The 18,667-nt window shown below is 38.8% G+C and carries 15 protein-coding genes and 1 tRNA gene; 8 read left to right on the forward strand and 8 right to left on the reverse strand.

Translation table 11 applies throughout. The annotated features are described in order from the left end of the window. Position 1 precedes the first annotated feature (1 nt). The 3 genes from BKM32_RS04155 to BKM32_RS04165 form a co-directional block, all read right to left on the reverse strand. Positions 2 to 859, reverse strand: coding sequence for an MBL fold metallo-hydrolase (locus BKM32_RS04155; protein WP_076662653.1), 858 nt, complete (start codon positions 857 to 859; stop codon positions 2 to 4). A gap of 82 nt (positions 860 to 941) precedes the next feature. Beyond that, complete coding sequence (locus BKM32_RS04160; protein WP_076662654.1) at positions 942 to 3,131, reverse strand: SulP family inorganic anion transporter; 2,190 nt, start codon at positions 3,129 to 3,131, stop codon at positions 942 to 944. Then, on the reverse strand, positions 3,128 to 3,976 hold the full coding sequence (locus BKM32_RS04165) for a universal stress protein (protein WP_076662655.1): 849 nt from the start codon (positions 3,974 to 3,976) through the stop codon (positions 3,128 to 3,130). The genes BKM32_RS04160 and BKM32_RS04165 overlap by 4 nt, the downstream gene beginning before the upstream one ends. A 112-nt stretch (positions 3,977 to 4,088) precedes the next feature. On the opposite strand from BKM32_RS04165, the gene BKM32_RS04170 reads away from it, so the two are divergent. Then, the gene (locus tag BKM32_RS04170) at positions 4,089 to 5,909 is read left to right on the forward strand and encodes a sodium:proton antiporter (RefSeq protein WP_053976564.1); all 1,821 of its coding nucleotides are present in this window, start codon (positions 4,089 to 4,091) and stop codon (positions 5,907 to 5,909) included. Between the two features lie 58 nt (positions 5,910 to 5,967). Further along, the gene (locus BKM32_RS04175) at positions 5,968 to 6,540 is read left to right on the forward strand and encodes a hypothetical protein (RefSeq protein ID WP_076662656.1); all 573 of its coding nucleotides are present in this window, start codon (positions 5,968 to 5,970) and stop codon (positions 6,538 to 6,540) included. Positions 6,541 to 6,661: 121 nt separating this feature from the next. Here the strand turns inward: BKM32_RS04175 and lepA are convergent, their stop codons facing one another. Continuing rightward, on the reverse strand, positions 6,662 to 8,458 hold the full coding sequence (lepA, locus tag BKM32_RS04180) for a translation elongation factor 4 (protein WP_053976566.1): 1,797 nt from the start codon (positions 8,456 to 8,458) through the stop codon (positions 6,662 to 6,664). A 157-nt stretch (positions 8,459 to 8,615) separates the two neighbouring features. Here lepA and BKM32_RS04185 point away from each other — a divergent pair, with 157 nt between their 5' ends. Next, entirely contained in the window at positions 8,616 to 11,033 is a 2,418-nt protein-coding gene (locus BKM32_RS04185; RefSeq protein WP_076662657.1) for a TonB-dependent receptor domain-containing protein, read from the forward strand. Between the two features lie 97 nt (positions 11,034 to 11,130). Next, positions 11,131 to 12,123, forward strand: coding sequence for a tRNA dihydrouridine synthase DusB (dusB, locus tag BKM32_RS04190; RefSeq protein WP_076662658.1), 993 nt, complete (start codon positions 11,131 to 11,133; stop codon positions 12,121 to 12,123). Here the strand turns inward: dusB and BKM32_RS04195 are convergent. Both BKM32_RS04195 and rbfA read right to left on the reverse strand, forming a co-directional pair. Further along, positions 12,104 to 13,315, reverse strand: a complete 1,212-nt coding sequence (locus tag BKM32_RS04195) for an ABC transporter permease (RefSeq protein ID WP_076662659.1) — start codon at positions 13,313 to 13,315, stop codon at positions 12,104 to 12,106. The two genes, dusB and BKM32_RS04195, sit on opposite strands and share 20 nt — an antisense overlap. Positions 13,316 to 13,396: 81 nt before the next feature. After that, a complete protein-coding gene (gene rbfA, locus BKM32_RS04200; protein WP_076662660.1) occupies positions 13,397 to 13,792 on the reverse strand; it encodes a 30S ribosome-binding factor RbfA in 396 nt (131 codons plus the stop codon). Between the two features lie 112 nt (positions 13,793 to 13,904). Here rbfA and mce point away from each other — a divergent pair, with 112 nt between their 5' ends. Then, positions 13,905 to 14,306 carry a methylmalonyl-CoA epimerase gene (gene mce / locus BKM32_RS04205; RefSeq protein ID WP_076662661.1) on the forward strand — a complete coding sequence of 134 codons (402 nt, stop codon included), beginning with the start codon at positions 13,905 to 13,907 and terminating at the stop codon, positions 14,304 to 14,306. 56 nt (positions 14,307 to 14,362) lie between these two features. Beyond that, positions 14,363 to 14,436, forward strand: a tRNA-Ile gene (locus tag BKM32_RS04210). 101 nt (positions 14,437 to 14,537) lie between these two features. Here the strand turns inward: BKM32_RS04210 and BKM32_RS04215 are convergent. Next, positions 14,538 to 15,119: a hypothetical protein gene (locus BKM32_RS04215; protein ID WP_076662662.1), complete on the reverse strand. Its 582-nt coding sequence runs from the start codon at positions 15,117 to 15,119 to the stop codon at positions 14,538 to 14,540. A gap of 72 nt (positions 15,120 to 15,191) precedes the next feature. Between BKM32_RS04215 and BKM32_RS04220 the strand changes: the two genes are divergently transcribed. Beyond that, positions 15,192 to 16,178 carry a YafY family protein gene (locus BKM32_RS04220; RefSeq protein ID WP_123812055.1) on the forward strand — a complete coding sequence of 329 codons (987 nt, stop codon included), beginning with the start codon at positions 15,192 to 15,194 and terminating at the stop codon, positions 16,176 to 16,178. Between the two features lie 2 nt (positions 16,179 to 16,180). Beyond that, entirely contained in the window at positions 16,181 to 18,163 is a 1,983-nt protein-coding gene (locus BKM32_RS04225) for a DUF2779 domain-containing protein (RefSeq protein ID WP_076662664.1), read from the forward strand. Here BKM32_RS04225 and BKM32_RS04230 read toward each other — a convergent pair. Continuing rightward, positions 18,118 to 18,555 (reverse strand): DUF6557 family protein, encoded by a 438-nt coding sequence (locus tag BKM32_RS04230; RefSeq protein ID WP_076662665.1) that lies wholly within the window; start codon positions 18,553 to 18,555, stop codon positions 18,118 to 18,120. The two genes, BKM32_RS04225 and BKM32_RS04230, sit on opposite strands and share 46 nt — an antisense overlap. Positions 18,556 to 18,667: the final 112 nt, after the last annotated feature.

The raw sequence follows: 18,667 nt of genomic DNA on the forward strand, positions 1-18,667 counted from the left end.
ACTAAAAGATATCGTTACAATGTAGGACATCCTTCATGCGAACGCCTTTTTCGGTGTGTTGTACAGTGATGATTTCATTATGGGCATCATGTTCCAAAAACAAGTAGAAATTATTGTCGGCTGCCATGTTCAGGAACAGTTCTTTTTCATCAAGGGTCAACAAAGGTCTGGTGTCGTAGCCCATCACAAAAGGTAATGGCAGGTGACCAGCGGTAGGTAATAAGTCGGCCATAAAACAAATGGTATTTCCTTTGTAATGGATCATCGGAATCATTTGTTTGTCTGTATGTCCATCGGCAAAAAAGATGTCGAAACCTAAGGGAGAATCTTTTAAAATGTGTCCTTTTGGAAGCTCGGTAAATTTTAGCTGTCCGCTTTCTTCCATTGGGAGAATGTTCTCTTTTAAGAAAGAGGCCTGTTCCCTCCTATTAGGTTTGGTTGCCCATTGCCAATGATCTGCATTGCTCCAAAACGCAGCGTTTTTAAAAGCGGGCTCATACCCTGTTCTATCGGCATTCCATTGAATGCTCCCGCCACAGTGGTCAAAGTGCAAATGGGTCATAAACACATCGGTAATATCATCTCTGTGGAAGCCATATTTAGCTAAGGATTTGTCTATAGTATCATCTCCCCACATATAGTAGTAACCAAAAAACTTGTCGCTTTGCTTATCGCCCATTCCAGTGTCTATCAAGATAAGCCTATCGCCATCTTCAATCAATAAACAGCGTGCTGCAATGTCTATCATGTTATTGGAATCGGCAGGATTGGTACGTTGCCAAAGAGATTTAGGGACTACGCCAAACATGGCTCCCCCGTCAAGCTTAAAATTTCCTGATTCTATAGGGTAGAGTTTCATATCAAAATATTTTTATGCAAATTATGAAAAGCCGAAGGATTATTGGGTATCGTTTAGAGAATATTAAGAATGCCCAAAGGAATTAATCAATGGTTTTTTGAAGGCGTTTGCCAAAGTCTAATAATGCCTTTAACTCCTTGATACTGGCCAAGCGCTCCTTGCTGAAAATAAGCAAACTTTTACCATTGGACTCAATATGATAATAGGGATTGCTTTCAAAAAAGAGTACCAATTCATCATTGAAGAAGGATGTAATGCCTTCTACATCTTCACCTAATAAATAAAAGCGTTTGGAAAAGTCGTCGTGGTCTTGGATGGGGATGTCCTTAAAACCTGCAAGGGCATATACCTTTTCCAAAAAGCCTTCGCGGTCTAAGGTAAAAATAGGCACTTCATTTTCAAGATCAATGTGTAACATGGTGGTACGCACCACTTCCTTGGCAATAAATTCTCCTTCGGAAAACTCAATATCAAAGAGATTGATGGAATGAATATCGTTAAAAAGACGGTTGTAAATATGGTTGATTTGTTTTGTCTTGAAGAACAAAAAGTCCTTAAGAAACAAGGTGTCCCTACACTTGGTGGGGTTATAACCCAATGAAAAATCCTCGGCAATGGTTTGTAGTTGCGATTGACGTTTGGTTAAGTGGCGTCCAAACAATCTTGTGCCGGAAAGTTTTCTTCTAATAGCTAAAGGATGTTCAGAATCGGCCTTGTAGGTGTCCAAGCCAACAATCTCAAAATGACCATCATTTTTGGTGAACATATCTTGGTAACCGTTGAGGTTTTCCATAACCGTATGGTCTACAAAATTACATAGCGAAAAGTCTACAATAACATCACATTGCGGTGGAATGGCGTCCAGTTTTTCCTTCAGCTTATAGTAGTTTAAAAAACTGCAGAAATGTTTCACACTTACATAATAATTGCCATTGTCCTCTTTGTACATCAAAACGTTGGGTTTCATCAAGTTTCTTACAAAAAGCATGAAACTTTTGTTGATAATGATATGAATGATCAACGTGGTAATCACCCCAGAAATAATCCCTGTAATCAAACCAATCTTAAGGGTTACAAACAAGGTTACAAAGAAGATGATCAGCTGTTCTTTTCCTATAAAAACAATATTCCTGATGACGGTTGGAGAGGCCAACTTATACCCAGTAAACACCAAAATGGCCATAAGGGCTGGTAATGGCACACGGGTAAGCTGTGTACTGAACAATACGATGAAGATTACCAAAAAGAAGGCATGAAAGAAGTTGGATGAGGTATTGCTGCCGCCATTGTTGACGTTTACCGAACTTCGGGCTATCACGGTTACCACATTAAGTCCGCCCAAAAAACCACTGCCTATACTGGCAACCCCTAGTGCTTTCAAATCTTTATTGACGTTGGAACGTCTGTTTTCAGGATCCAATTTATCCACAGCTTTTATACTGAGTAAGGATTCTATACTGGCAATGAGCGTAAGGGCCAAAACACTGGACCAAAAAGGGATACTTCCCAATTGACTGAAATCCACCATAGGGATTTGAGTGATGATTTCGTTAAAATGAGGAATGCCCGAAACCATATAGCTTTTACTGATTGGGTTGTCTTCATGTAACACCAATTCAAAATAATAACTAAAGCCAATAGAGAGCAAAACAATCCACATTGGGGCGGGAATCAATTGCAGGTATTTGTTGCGCAGTTTGGGGTAAATAACCATGATCACTAAACTCACCACACCAATAATTGCGGCAAAAATCAAACCTTTCCTTTCGTAATGAAGAGCATCATTGATGGTTACAGGAATTTCTATTAAGTAATCCATGGCATCGGTTCGTTGTATTTTGTGTGCCAGCATGATATGGAATTGCTTGCCCAAAATGATAAGTCCAATGGCAGCCAACATTCCCTGTATGGCAGAGGAAGGAAAGAAGTCGGACAGTTTACCCAATTTTAAAAAGCCAAGAGCAATCATCACCAATCCGGAGCAGATAATGGCAGCATAGGCACCATTGAGACCTAAAGCTGTTATGGCTACAAGGGTAACGCCCACCATACCATTGCCAGGTCCAGTGATGGTAACATGGCTACCTCCAAGGATAGATACCACAAGGCCACTAACTATGGCGGTAATTACTCCTGCAATGGGCGGTGCTTCACTGGCCATGGCCAATCCCAATCCCAAAGGAAGTGAAATAAGGCTGACCACAAATCCCGAAAAAATATTGCGAGGGAGTTGATTGAAAAAGGTCTGTATGTTGTTTTTTCTGGGGCTCACTGGACAATCAAAACATCGGTTGGCAATTCGGTTAAAATGTATTCAATGTCATGCGGAAACAGGCGGTCCCAAAACGACATTTTTAAGGGAGCGTTCATAACCAGTAAATCGGCACGCACCACTTCCGCATAATGCCCAATGGAATAGCCTCGTTTTCCAAAGATAGGTTGTGTTTTTACCAACACAGAGTCTTTGTATTCCTGAGGAATTTCAGCAATTAATTTTTTCACCCTAGAGTCTTCCCTTAGTACCAAACGTTCCTTAATAATATTGGCTTTTCTAAGGGATCTATGGTCTTCAACGCTTACCGCTACCTGTTGTTTGGTAATTTCTTCTACGACTGTAATTTTGTTGGAACCTAATTTGTTGGCCACAAAAAAGGCCGCCGAAATAGCTTCTTGGGTTCTAGGATCTTTCAATCCGTTGACTACAATATGTTGACATGGCACACGCTGTACTGAGGGCTTTGTGAGCAATAAAATGGAACACTTGGCTTTACGGGTAATTTTTCTGGCAATGGAACCCACATAGTACTTTAGAAGGTTTTCACGTTTTAATGCACCAATAATCAAAAGATCAATATTATAGGTCTTTGTTGCCGATAATATCACTTCCACAGGATCTCCACTTTTAAAAACCATTTGGTAAGAGAGTTGCTGTGCTATAAAGGGCTGCAGGACTTCTTCAATTTCTTTTTCTTTTTTTTCCGAAGCTTCCCCAACATGAATCAAGAGCAACTTACAGTCAAAAAATAGAGCTAGTCGAGACGCTTCATAAATGTTGGAAACGAGGTTAGGAGAGAAGGCAACGCCAATGCCAATGGTATGAAAAGGCTTTAAAGTCAAGGTTTGGTTTTGTGTTGGATGGGCAAGATACTATTTTTTTAAAAATTGAATATTTTCTATTTCGCGATGAAAATTGACGCTTTTATTGTTATTTTAACAAAAATTTGAATGTATGATTGAACTTTCGGGCATTGTAATTTTAGGAATTTTGGCACAATGGGTGGCATGGCGTTTTAAAATTCCTGCAATTTTACCCTTAATTTTAATTGGGCTGTTCGTTGGGCCCTTTTCTACTTTGATTTCTGCCGATGGTTCCAAGTGGATTCAACCTGTATGGAATGGCGAAAAAGGTCTCTTTCCCGGCGACAGTTTGTACAGTTTTGTATCCCTAGCCATTGGGGTCGTTCTATTTGAGGGAGGTCTGACCCTTAAGCGCAATGAAATCTCCAAGGTAGGTCCTGTAATTATGAAACTTATCAGTTTGGGAGCTGCCGTGACCTTTATTGGTGGGGGTATTGCTACGCATTTTATATTTAATCTTAGCTGGAAGATGTCCTTCTTGTTTTCGGCCTTGATTATTGTAACAGGACCGACGGTAATAGCGCCTATTTTAAGGAATATTCCTCTTAAAAAGGATGTCTCGGCGGTGTTGAAGTGGGAAGGTATTTTAATAGATCCTATTGGTGCTTTGGTAGCGGTATTGGTATTTGAATTCATTAGTATTGGTGATGATGCAGGGTATACTTCTCAAGCATTTATTGAATTTGGAAAGATTGTTATTATCGGATTTTCCTTTGGAACCACTGCAGCTTTGGCCTTGTATTTTGCTATTAATAAGAAGTTAATTCCTCATTATTTATTGAATGTAGCAGCCTTGTCTGTCGTGTTATTGGTGTTTGTAGAGTCTGATATATTTGCCCATGAATCTGGGCTTTTGGCGGTTGTAGTCATGGGTATGGTATTGGGGAACAGTAAGCTTCAAAATTTAAAGGAATTGCTGTACTTTAAGGAATCGCTGAGTGTATTGCTCATTTCCATTCTTTTCATTTTGCTTTCTGCCAATGTGAATATTGAAGATTTGCTGACTGTTTACAATTGGAAAACAGCCATTCTTATGGCAGTAATCATATTTGTGTTGCGTCCGTTGGGCGTATTTTTAAGCACTACAAAATCAGGACTTAAAACCAACGAAAAGCTCTTTATAAGTTGGGTAGGTCCTAGAGGGATTGTGGCCGCGGGGATTGCCTCGCTGTTTGGTACCAAATTAGTACTTAAGGGTGAGCCCGGCGCTGAATACATTACACCTTTGGTGTTTACTACTGTATTGGTAACAGTATTGTTGAATGCTACCACGGCGCGTTCCTTTGCCAAATGGGTAGGGGTGTACCTAAAAACCAGTGATGGTATTTTAATTGTGGGTGCCTCCGAAGCCTCTAGAATCATTGCCCGTTACCTAATCGATAATGGACGCCATGTGGTGTTAATTGATAGCAACAAGGAAAACATCGACAAGGCCCGTGCCAAGGACTTGGATGCCATGGAAGCCAATGTATATTCCGAAGATCTGTCCAATGACGTCGAATTGAGCGATATTGGCTATCTGTTGGCCTTTACGGGAAGTGATGAGGTGAACCGTCATTCCATCAATAAGTTTAAAACCTATTTAGGGGAATCTGGGGCATACCGTTTGATTTCTTCTGAAGAAATCAAACATCCGGAAACCATTGATAAGGACATGATTTTCTCCACTAAGGACGATTTTATCAACTTTAGTGAAGTAGCACGTGATTATCCGGTTATCAACGAGATAGATTTAAGGTCTAAAAAGGATTATTTGGAAAAGATCGATTTCCTCAATTCCGAACAAAAGATGATTCCTCTCTTCGTAAAGGATCTTACCGGCGAACTGCACATCATCTGCTCTTTGGATAAGGATTTCAAGGTTGAAAAAGGGTATCAGCTAGTGTATTTAGGTAGGCCAGAAGGGGTGTAGTTAAATTGTATCTGAGAAGATAGTTGGGAGCACGGAGCCTTAAGTTGGAAGCAATTCAATGAAAAACAAGATTTACCTATTAATATTGGCATTGATGATTATCCAATCATGTAAATCTGATATTAATAACGAAGCTTTAGACAAGCAAAAAACTATTGAAATAATTAGTCAATTATTACTTGATGAAAATTTAAACAGGACCAATTGCATTCTTGAAAAACCTATTTGGAAACTAAAGGAATCTCCTAGCGACTTTGAGTCCTATATCAAAGAAAATTTAAATATAAAGGACACTGCTTTCATCAATTTCCAGATTAAACTCACCCATAAATTTGTTTTCACGAAGGAGCTAAACCCTGATAAAGAAATTATAACAAAAGATGATTTCAATAACTTCTCAAAAACATTTGAAATGGACAATTTTAAATATTTGGATTGGTTAAAGGAACATCATTGCGAATATGGATTTATTTCAATTTCAAAACCAATATTCAATGAAACCTATAATTTAGCAATTGTCCATATAGAACAAATTTGTGGTCCGTTATGTGGATTTAAAAACACGCGTATATATGAATTTAAAGATCTAAAATGGATGAAAAATACTTCATTGAATCAAAGCATATACTAATGAAAACTGTTTATATCACGGGTGATCGTTGCATAGGCCAATGATTTTCTAAATACACAACACAAAAACAAAATCCCTGTAAACATTACAGGGATTTTTATATCATCTAGAAGGTACAAGCTTAATCGTTAAGCTTTAAAACGGCCATAAAGGCTTGCTGAGGGATTTCTACGTTCCCTACTTGGCGCATACGTTTCTTACCTTTTTTCTGTTTTTCCAATAACTTACGCTTACGGGAAATATCCCCACCGTAACATTTGGCGGTAACGTCTTTTCTAAGGGCCTTAATGGTTTCACGCGCAATGATCTTGGCGCCAATGGCGGCTTGGATAGGAATATCGAACTGCTGTCTTGGGATCAATTCCTTAAGCTTCTCACACATTTTTTTACCAATGTTGTAGGCATTATCGGCGTGAATTAGGGCCGACAGGGCGTCTACTGGCTGTGCGTTCAACAGGATGTCTACACGTACCAATTTAGAGGCGCGCATCCCAATAGGAGAATAGTCAAAAGAGGCATATCCTTTGGACACCGTTTTTAGGCGATCGTAAAAATCGAATACAATTTCTGCCAATGGCATGTCAAAACTCAGCTCTACACGCTCTGGCGTTAAATAGGTTTGATTGGTAATCTGTCCACGCTTTTCAATACAAAGCGACATCACGTTTCCGATAAAGTCGGCCTTGGTAATGATGGTAGCTTTAATATAAGGCTCTTCAACACGGTTTAGTGTGGAAGGGTCTGGTAAATCGGACGGGTTGTTAACAATGATAACCTCATCCGGGTTTTTGTTGGTAAAGGCGTGGTAGGACACGTTAGGTACCGTTGTAATTACGGTCATGTCGAACTCACGTTCCAAACGCTCCTGGATGATTTCCAAGTGCAACATTCCTAAGAAACCACATCTAAAACCAAAACCTAGGGCGGCAGAACTCTCTGGTTGGAATACCAATGAAGCATCGTTAAGCTGCAGCTTTTCCATAGAGGTTCTTAACTCTTCGTAATCCTCAGTATCTACAGGGTAAATACCCGCAAATACCATAGGTTTTACGTCCTCAAAACCACCAATCGCATTTTTGGTAGGCTCCTTGGCATCGGTAATGGTGTCACCCACTTTTACTTCCTTGGCTTCCTTGATACCAGTAATTAAGTACCCTACATCACCAGCTTTAATTTCCTTTTGTGGGTGTTGTTTCAGCTTTAAGGTTCCTACTTCATCAGCAAAATAGGTGTTGCCGGTAGCAATAAACTTAATTTGCTGTCCTTTTTTAATCGAACCGTTGATCACCCTAAAATAGGTTTCAACACCTCTAAATGGGTTGTATACAGAGTCGAAAATCAAGGCCTGTAATGGCTCATCTGGATTTCCTTTTGGAGCAGGAACACGCTCGATAATGGCCGTTAAAATATCTTGGATTCCCAAACCGGTTTTGGCACTGGCAGGAATCACTTCCGAAGGATCGCAACCCAAAAGGTCTACAATATCATCGGTTACTTCTTCTGGATTGGCACTTGGCAAATCTACTTTGTTCAATACAGGGATGATTTCCAAATCATTTTCCAAAGCCAAATATAGGTTGGAAATGGTTTGTGCCTGAATGCTTTGTGCGGCATCTACAATCAATAGTGCACCTTCACAGGCGGCAATGGAACGGGATACCTCGTAAGAGAAATCTACGTGACCAGGGGTGTCAATAAGGTTAAGGATATAGGTTTCGCCTTCATGGACATATTCCATTTGAATGGCATGCGATTTAATGGTGATACCACGCTCGCGCTCCAAGTCCATATTGTCCAATAGCTGATCTTGTTTTTCGCGCTCTGTTACCGAGCCGGTAAAGTCCAACAAACGATCGGCTAAGGTACTCTTACCGTGGTCTATATGTGCAATAATGCAAAAATTTCTAATGTGCTTCATAATTGGTACTTACATGCATAAGATTTTGCAAATATAGTTGATTTATTATGCTTTGTGATGAATTATTTATAACAAAAGAAACTATAAAAATAACGGAAATCCATAATTGATATAAAAAAACAAATGTTATATTGCAATACTCTAAAGCTAATTTAACTTGAAATTAACACCCTTAATCAACCTACTATTTCTGGTTACATCATTGAGTTTTGGACAAGGAGTCTTCGTAAAAGGAAAGGTTGTGGATGAACACAGCAATCCTATTTCCTATGCCAATGTTATGATTGAGACCAGCGACACTGAAACTTTCGTGAAAGGCAGTGCCACTGATGATAGAGGGGAGTTTGAAGTTATCAATCTGGATGTGGGCACGTATCTATTGACCATTTCATTTATGGGGTATAAAGACATTCGCAAGGAAATTACCTTGAGTGGTAATTTGGATTTGGGGGTGATGGTGATGCAAGAGGATCTGCAAAGCTTGGAGGAAATCAACATTACCTATAAAAAGCCTACCATTAAAAAGGAAGCCGATAGATTGGTGTTTGATGTGGAAAGTACTGCGCTAACCGAAGGCAATATGTTACAGGCCATACAAAGTACTCCAGGGGTTTTGGTGGTAGATAACAGTATTATGGTGAAAAGTGTGGCGCCTACAGTGTACATCAATAACCGTAAGGTGAATTTGTCTTCTTCAGAATTGACCCAACTATTGGAAGGATCTTCGGCATCGTCCATAAAATCCATTGAAGTGATTACCAATCCGCCAGCAAAATATGATGCTGAAAGCGGAGTGGTCATCAACATTGTGATGGGAAAGAATTTGGTAACAGGTTACAAAGGCAATGTATTTGGCAATTTTACACAAGGGGTTTTTCCTAGGTACAATGGTGGTATGGGGCATTATTTCAAAACTGAAAAATTGAATGTATCTGCCAACTACAGCTATACCCAAAACAAAATCAACAGGGATTCTGATGAAGAAATCAACTACTTTGACAGTAACCGCAATGTGGATCAAATTTGGTTGTCCTCGGTAAATAGAAATACTTGGTCCAAAACCCATAATTTGGATGTGTACTTGGATTATATGTTGAGCAAGCAAAGTACCTTGAGTCTTTCAGCCAATACACTTTGGATGCCCGATTTTAAATACAACATCAACAACACCAGTGAAGTGTTAGATGCCAACGAATCATTAATGTATTATTTTGATGCCAACAACTTGTCCTTTGATGAAAAACACAATTTGGGATTCAACATGGATTATGTCCATAATTTTAATGAGGATGGCGAGCAACTCTCGGCAAATGCCCACTATACAACCTACGGCTATTCGAGAGACCAAAGTGTGATCAGTAATTATTTTGACAACAACGATCAGTTTTTGCAAACCACCAGTTACAACACCTTTAGCAATCAAGACACAGATATTTTTACGTCCCAATTGGATTATGCTAGAGCAGCTTCAGAAACTTCAAGTTTTGAAACCGGTGTAAAATATTCTAACATTTCCACCAATAGCGATATCACCCAATACGATGTTTTTGAAGGCCAGGAAACTTTGAATCCGGACAACTCAGATGCTTTTGATTACAAGGAATCTATTTACGCAGGGTATGTGGACTTTTCAAATGATTGGGATTTATGGAGTTTGAACTTTGGTTTGAGGGTTGAGCAAACCCAATTAAAGGGGATTTCAATCACCAACAACGAAGTGAACAAACAGGATTACTTGAGTTGGTTTCCGACCGCGAGCATCAGTTTTACAGCGTCGGATAATTTAAGTCTGTACACCAATTACAAACGCAGCATTAATAGGCCAGATTACCAGAGCTTGAATCCTTTCAAACTCTATTTGAATGACAATACAGTTGTGGTTGGAAATCCTAAGTTACAACCTGTGTTTATTGACCATGCGGTTATTGGAGCTTCCTTTAAAAACACCTATACGGTAGAAGCCTATTACAAAGTGAACAAGAACAATATTTACGAATTGCCTGCACAGGATAATGCCAATAACATTCTCACTTACGCGCCTGTTAATTTTGATAGAACCCTTGAGTTTGGTTTCGATTTTGTAGTGAATTTTTATGTATCACCACGTTGGTACCTTTATGCGGTGACGTCGTTTTATAACATTAAGGATGAGGCCAATTTTTGGGGTAATGACATATCACAGGATCAGTGGTCCAATTACAGTGAGTTGAGCAATAATTGGCAATTTTTAAAGGATAAAAGCTTAAATGCCAACCTTAATTTAATTTGGGTAGGTAAGAATATGCAAGGGTTCAGAATTGTGGAAGATCGATTGGTGTCTAGTTTGTCTATTTCCAAAACGCTTTGCAAGAAGAAATTAGTAGTCTCCTTGATTGCTGAAGACTTGTTCAATATGCAAGATATGGAAGATGCCACACGGTTCTTGAATCAATACAATTCTCGCTTTAACGATGTGGACAGCCGTACCGTTAAAGTTGGACTGCGCTATAACTTCGGAAATACAACCCTTAAATCAGAGACTGAATCTGGTAAAGATCTTCAGGAATTGGATCGTTTGGAAACACAGGAAAATTAATTTTTTTCACAACAAGCATTCGTCACTACAGTACTATTTTATTGGAATAGAAGAGGATTAGCCAAAAAGATGTAATTTTGCACCAAAATGGGCTATTATGGTAAAAATTGGCAATATAGAACTTCCTGATTTTCCGTTGCTTTTGGCACCTATGGAAGATGTAAGTGATCCACCGTTTCGTGCGTTGTGCAAGGAGCAGGGGGCAGATGTGGTATTTACGGAATTTATTTCAAGTGAAGGACTTATTCGCGATGCGGCCAAAAGTACCATGAAACTGGATATTTACGAGAAGGAGCGTCCTGTAGGCATACAGATTTTTGGTGCCAATTTAGACACTATGCTCCAAACCATTGATATTGTTGAAAAGTCCAATCCGGATATGATCGACATCAATTTTGGGTGCCCCGTAAAGAAGGTGGTAAGTAAAGGAGCTGGAGCAGGAATCCTTAAGGATGTGTGCTTAATGGAAACCTTGACAGCCGAAATGGTGAAGCGTACCAATTTGCCCATTACCGTAAAAACCCGTTTAGGTTGGGACCACGATTCTATTAGGATTGTAGAAGTAGCCGAACGTCTTCAGGACGTAGGCTGTAAGGCCATTTCTATCCATGGTCGTACCAGAGCACAAATGTACAAGGGGAATGCCGATTGGCGCCCAATTGCTGAGGTGAAAAACAACCCGAGAATGCACATTCCAGTATTTGGAAATGGCGATGTGGATACTCCTGAGCGCGCTATGGAAATGCGTGATAGCTATGGTTTGGATGGCTGTATGATAGGTCGTGCTACCATTGGAAATCCTTGGTTCTTCAAACAAGTAAAACACTTCTTTAAGACTGGGGAACACTTAGCACCAATTTCTTTGGAAGAGCGTGTGGAAGCGGCTAGACGCCATCTGCAAATGGCGATTGACTGGAAAGGTGAGAAGTTAGGCGTTTTTGAAACCAGACGTCACTATACCAACTACTTCAAAGGAATTCCAAACTTCAAGGAATACCGTACCAAAATGGTAACCAGTGATGATGCCAAGGATGTATTCGAAGCGTTTGATGAGGTATTGGACCAGTTTTCTAATTACCAGTTTGTCTAACTAAAGCTTTCGATATTCTTCCAGAAGCAATTTTGGAAGCGACCACTCCTAGAAGACCTACCGTTACAAATACCACAACAAAGTTGATAGGCTGTATAACTACGGGGTAGGGTAATGATGGGGTAATCATGACCAAACTGAATTGCTGTTGCAGGACCACAAGTATAAATCCAATCACGATTCCGGTAACACCTGCCAAAATCGTCATTAAACTTCCCTGAAGGAAGAAAATACGCTTTATGGCATTTGTAGGTGTCCCCAAATTAAATAGGGTGTGTAAGGACTCCTTTTTGTCCAGAATCATCATGATAAGTGATCCTATAACGTTGAACAGGGCAATAGCAATTACCAAAGTAAAGACAAGGTATACAAACAAGTTCTCAGAGTTGAGCATTTTGTTGAGCGAGTCGTTAAGCTCTGTTCTATTTTTTATTATAAAACGGTCTCCAAACGTGTCGTTCAGAGCTTGTCTTATCTGCGCTTCGTTGGCATTTGGATGTAGTTTTACCTCAATGCTGCTTACTTGGTTAACGTTGTAGTTCATTAGAAATTTGGCGGTTTCCAAGTTGGAGTAGACATAGGTATTGTCTAAATCTTCATTGATTTGAAAAACCCCTGTATTCACAGCATTTATAGAATTGAAAGCGCCTTTTACAGAAGTAATTTGACCTGTTCCTGGTTTGGGCACATAAATTTTAAGTTGTTTAGCATAATCCAAAACACCCAAAGACAAACTGCTGGAAATACCCCATCCACAAACCACTTGGTCCGTTCCTTTTTCAAACCAAAATCCATATGCTACCATAGAATCCATATGGGTCACTTGGGTATAATGTTCGTCAACTCCTTTTAGGGTGGCCAATTTTCGTTTGTTATCGAATTCCAGAATGACATGTTCTTCTATGATTTCGGAAAAAAGTGCTACACCTTCAATGTTGGAAAGTTCCAAAGAATCCTGTTCAGTAAATTGAAAGGATTTCCCTTTTGCAGGAAGCATTTTAAGGTCTGGATCTACATAGGAAGTAAACTGAAGACTAAAATCTTTCAAACCGGCAAATCCCGAAAGGACAATAAACAGGGCGGCTGAGGCAATTACAATACCGGAAGCCGCAATAAGGGTCATGATATTGATGGCATTATTACTGCTTTTGGAAAACAGGTAGCGTTTGGCAATGTAAAGGGATACATTCATGGCCGTAATTTAAGGTGAAAAAAGAAAATAACCGAAAAGGCAGTACTAAAGAAAAAACCACTCCGAGTGGAGTGATCATGATTATGATTTTTTACGTTTATCCAGAAGGTCTGGATTTTGTATAGGGTTTTCTTCGCCTTTTAGTGACTGTTCAATACGGTCTATATATTCCAAAGAATCGTCGATAAAGAATTCCAAATTAGGCATACGGCGTAATTGATTTTTGGTGCGCTGTGCCAATTCGTGACGAATTAATGGCGTGTTGGAACGAATACCTTCCAATAGTTCCTGACCCTTGTCGTTAGGGAAAATGCTTAAATAGACTTTAGCAACGGATAAATCTGTAGTTACTTTAACCTTGCTTACCGAAATGATAATGCCTCTAAGGCCTCCTTTTGTGGCAGCACCCTGTAATACGTCTACAAGATCTTCCTGTAAAACACTTCCAATTTTTTTCTGTCTTTGACTCTCTTCCAACGTGTTTAGGTTTTATATATTAGGAAATACACTGCAAAAATAGAGCATATTTGAGGAATATCTTATTTTTAGTCCCATTAAATTTGACCTACAGATAGAAAACAAACTTAAAATGAATAAAATAGAACATATTGGTATTGCCGTTAAGGATTTGGAAGTGTCCAATCCTCTATTTGAAGCCTTATTGGGTGTACCAAAGTATAAAGAGGAAACCGTGGAAAGTGAAGGAGTGAAGACCTCTTTTTTCCAATCAGGTCCCAACAAGATTGAACTGTTGGAAGCTAGTAATCCAGATAGCCCCATTGCCAAGTTTATTGAAAAAAAGGGGGAGGGGATTCATCATATAGCTTTTGCGGTGGATGATATTGAACAGGAAATTGCACGACTAACCAAAGAAGGCTTTACTGTTTTGAACACGATACCTAAAAAAGGGGCAGACAATAAGTTAGTGGCGTTTTTGCATCCCAAATCCACAAACGGTGTATTGGTAGAGCTTTGCCAAGACATCAAGTAATTAAAAAAAGGTTTGCAGTATAATAAAATTAATAGTAATATTGCACTCCAATTTCAGGTCCTATAACTCAGTTGGTTAGAGTATCTGACTCATAATCAGAAAGTCCCTGGTTCGAGCCCAGGTGGGACCACGAAAACAGCCCGGAAACCCTTGTAAATAAAGGAGTTTTCGGGTTTTTTGTTTTTAGGGGTTACAACATTGGGGGCAACCATTTCTTGAATAATATTTAATTTATTTGCACGTAAATGCTTGTTGATGCCTCAATAGGCAATCGGTTTTGGATATGTGCATCCTGGACCCATTAAAGGTAACGAAATTCAACAGTTCGAGGGCCGTGTTTTGAAAATTACTTTTTGTTAAATGGAATTGAAGGTGATCAAATTTAAAATTGCTCGCCACTGTTTCGTATTGTCCTATCAATCCAATTTCCCGTTCCATAAGATATATTCCAGAGAGCATATTTTCTGTGTCGACTTGGTATATGTTGGCATTATACAAAGGAAATAGGGTATTGCTAAACAAAAGATCATTTATTGTAAACTTTGCCACTCTTTTTCTTCCCCAGGTTATTTCTATACTATTCTTGGGGTTATTGATTAAGCCTCCAAACGTTTTTTCTATAAAATCATTAATGGAGCTCAAATCTGGATGGTTCAATAATCTAAAGAAATCTATGTTGATCAAAGCCATTTCTAGTGGCTGTTTGAGTATCTCAGCTACCGATTGGCATTTTCTATAGTCCTTATCGTCAATTTTAAGTTTATGGATTTTAAATGATTCGCCGTATAGCTTAATGCGCAATGACTTCTCCATACAGTTTTGTTAGCCTTGAATTTTGGGGTTGGTTATGAACTCAACTGCAAAAGTTGTTTATACACCCGCCAAATGATGTCGTTCACCATTATTATTGCTATTTTCACAAGGCCGTCACAGTTTGGCGGACATAAGATATACTTTTACACTATGTCAAAATATGAAATCCCAAGACGTTTAAGTTTTATTATACAATATCTAAAGGATCGTGAAACAGCCACTAAGGAAGAGCTTCTTCAATTTTTAGAGGAAAAGGATTGCCAAGTCTCTGAACGGACTTTTGAGCGGGACCTCAGCAAGATACGAACGGACTTCGGCTTGGAAATTAGTTATCAAAAGGGGACAAACAGTTATTATATAGACCATGAAAATAGTATGCATGTGGCTTCATTTTTTCGATTTATCGAGTTTGTTACCCTAGCTGATGTATTTACGGATGGACTTAAGGACAGTCGGGATATTTTCGGGTATGTCCATTTTGACGATAGCAACCAATTGAAGGGGTTGGATAATTTGGTGGTGATTTTAAGAGGGATTAAGGAGGGGCGCCAACTATCCTTCACTCATTACAATTACTATAACGATACCCATAAAGCCTATACCATAACCCCTTTGATTATTAAAGAATATCTTAACCGATGGTATGTGATTGGGGTGCCAGAGGGAATGGATGAGATAAGATCCTTTGGGATTGATAGAATGGAACAGACCAAACTGACGGGCTTGAGCAAGATCAAAACAAAAGATTTTGAAGATCAATTGGCTCAATTTGATAACATCATTGGTCTTAATTATAGTAGGAAGAACCAAGAAGAGATTGTATTGAAGGTAAACAATAACCATCTAAAATACTTAGAGAGTTTGCCTTTGCATTCCTCCCAACAGGTCGTTCCAGATACCGAAGAGGGATTTTCGAGGGTGTCCTATCACCTGATTCCGAATTATGAGTTGGATATCCAGATTTTTAAAATGAGTCTGGAGGTTGAGGTGGTTGCTCCTCAATGGTACAGAGAGCATATCAAAAACGCAATTGAACAGATTTATAAGAAATATAAGTAATTATGACTACAACCAACCAAAGGTATTTAACCAAATCACGCTTTAAATTGGCATTAGATTGCCCTACAAAATTATTTTATACCCGTAAACCCGAATATGAAAACCAAAGTGAAAGTGACCCTTTTCTCGAAGCTTTGGCAGAAGGTGGTTTTCAAGTTGAAGAATTGGCTAGAATGTATTATCCAGAGGGGATTGCCATTCTTGGAGAGGATTGGAACTATGAGCTATTGGCTCAGAGAACAGCAGCTCTGTTACAACAAGAAAATGTGGTTATTTTTGAAGCCGCCTTTTTATATGAGGGCCTGTTTATACGGGTGGATATTTTGGAGAAAAAGGGAGACAAGGTCCAACTTATTGAAGTAAAAGCGAAATCCATAAATGGACTAACTCATGACAGCTTTTTTGGAGCAAGGGGAGGCTTAAATAGTGGATGGACTGCCTATTTGTATGATATTGCCTTTCAAAACTATGTCATTCAAAAAGCTTATCCTGAATGGCAAATTAGTCCATATTTAAAATTGGTAAATAAAGATGCTGTGGCTTCTGTTGACGGGATAAATCAATGCTTTAAAATCAGTAAAAACTCTGATTTGAGAACGGGAATAACTAAAAAAGAGGGCTTGACCTTAGAAGATTTGGGCTCCCCTTTATTGGCCAATATTCCTGTTCAAAATGAAATTGATTTGATCCTTGGCAGCAATCCTTTGTTTGAAGGTTTGACTTTTGAGGACACCGTTACCCACTTTATGGACCATTATCAAAAGGACCTTAAAATTAATCAGCCTATTGGACACCATTGTAAAGGATGTGAATTTTACACAGAAACTCCAACCGATACCCATAAAAGTGGCTTCCATGAATGCTGGACTTCTCAAACACAGCTCAGGCCTTCACAGGTAACCCAACCAAAGGTCTATGACGTTTGGAACTTTAGGAGTTCGAAAAAAATTATGGAAGGAGGGACTTTGTTTATGGAAGATTTGCAGGAATCTGATGTTAATTTGAACCTCGAAGCTGGTAAAATTTCAAATAGTGAACGGCAATGGATCCAAATTGTCAAAACACAAGAGCTGAACAAAGACCCTTATTTTGAACTAGACGGTTTGAGGAAGGAAATGGCTACTTGGGTTTACCCCTTGAACTTTATCGATTTTGAAACGTCCATGGTCGCCTTGCCATTTACAAAGGGAAGACATCCTTATGAACAAACCGCTTTTCAATTTTCTCATCATTTGGTATATGAGGATGGTAGAGTAGAGCACAAAACAGAGTATTTGAATGCTCAAGTAGGTGTATTCCCAAATTTTGATTTTGTAAGGGCATTAAAAGCTGCTTTAGAAACAAATGGAGGTAGCATTTTTAGGTACCACATTCATGAAAATACTGTACTTAACCAAATCTATCTACAACTTGAGGAATCTGATGAAGCAGACAAGGAAGCTCTCCAAGGTTTTATACGGGATATTACGTATACCACAGGAAGTAATCCAAACTCATGGTGTGGGGATCGGGATATGATTGATTTGTATCAAGTAGTGAAAAACTTCTATTATGACCCAGCCACCCAAGGATCTATTTCTATCAAAGCGGTGTTACCTGCTGTTTTAAATTCCAGTGACTTTTTAAAGTCCAAATATTCACAGCCACTTTCGGATATAGAAGTGAGCAGTAAAAATTTTAGTAATGACCACGTGTTTATTACCCTTGAGAATGGGGAGGTGAAAAGTCCCTATAAAACCTTAGCTCCTTTATTTGACAACTGGACTGATGAGGATTTAGAAAACTTGGTATCCGACATGGGAATGATTGCCGATGGTGGGGCCGCTTTAACAGCCTATAGCAAGTTGCAGTTTGAAACCATGATGGATCTAGAACGTGAAGCTATTTCCAAAGGTCTCTTGAAATACTGTGAAATAGACACCCTTGCTATGGTAATGATTTATGAGTATTTTTTATCAATTTCATCTGAACCGTTTATAAATTGATCAAACTGTTCTTTAATTTTTGATTGAGAAAAGCCATAAAATGTCATTTCGTAGAGACAAAAGCTAATAATTTCCAGTTCATTGAACTCAGATAAAGATTTTGTGCTAATATTCATGCCTAAGCATTCCTGCCATGGCACAAAATCTAAAGCCCAATTTTCTTTGTCTGTTGGTTTTATACTGTAAACATCGACAAATTCCTCTTCTGGGGTACAAACTCGTTCCAATATAATGGTATCCTTACTTGGAATTGTTTTCATTTTTTGAAGTTTGGAATAAACAAATTCGTAGGCTTTTAATTTATATGTTCTATTTTCTTTTGGAAATAGTTCAATCAAAATAGGTTTGACATCTATCCATTCGTTTTTGCTTATAAGTTCTATAAGTGTCATAATTATTTATTTTGTAGTAAAGTAAATTCTTTACTCCGTCAAATTGTGTCGGACATAAATTTAATGTTAGTCCGACATGTTTTGGCGAACATATGTTTCACCTTTGTGTTAG

It is taken from the genome of Mangrovimonas sp. DI 80 (genome assembly GCF_001975575.1).
Classification (GTDB): Bacteria; Bacteroidota; Bacteroidia; order Flavobacteriales; family Flavobacteriaceae; genus Mangrovimonas_A; species Mangrovimonas_A xylaniphaga.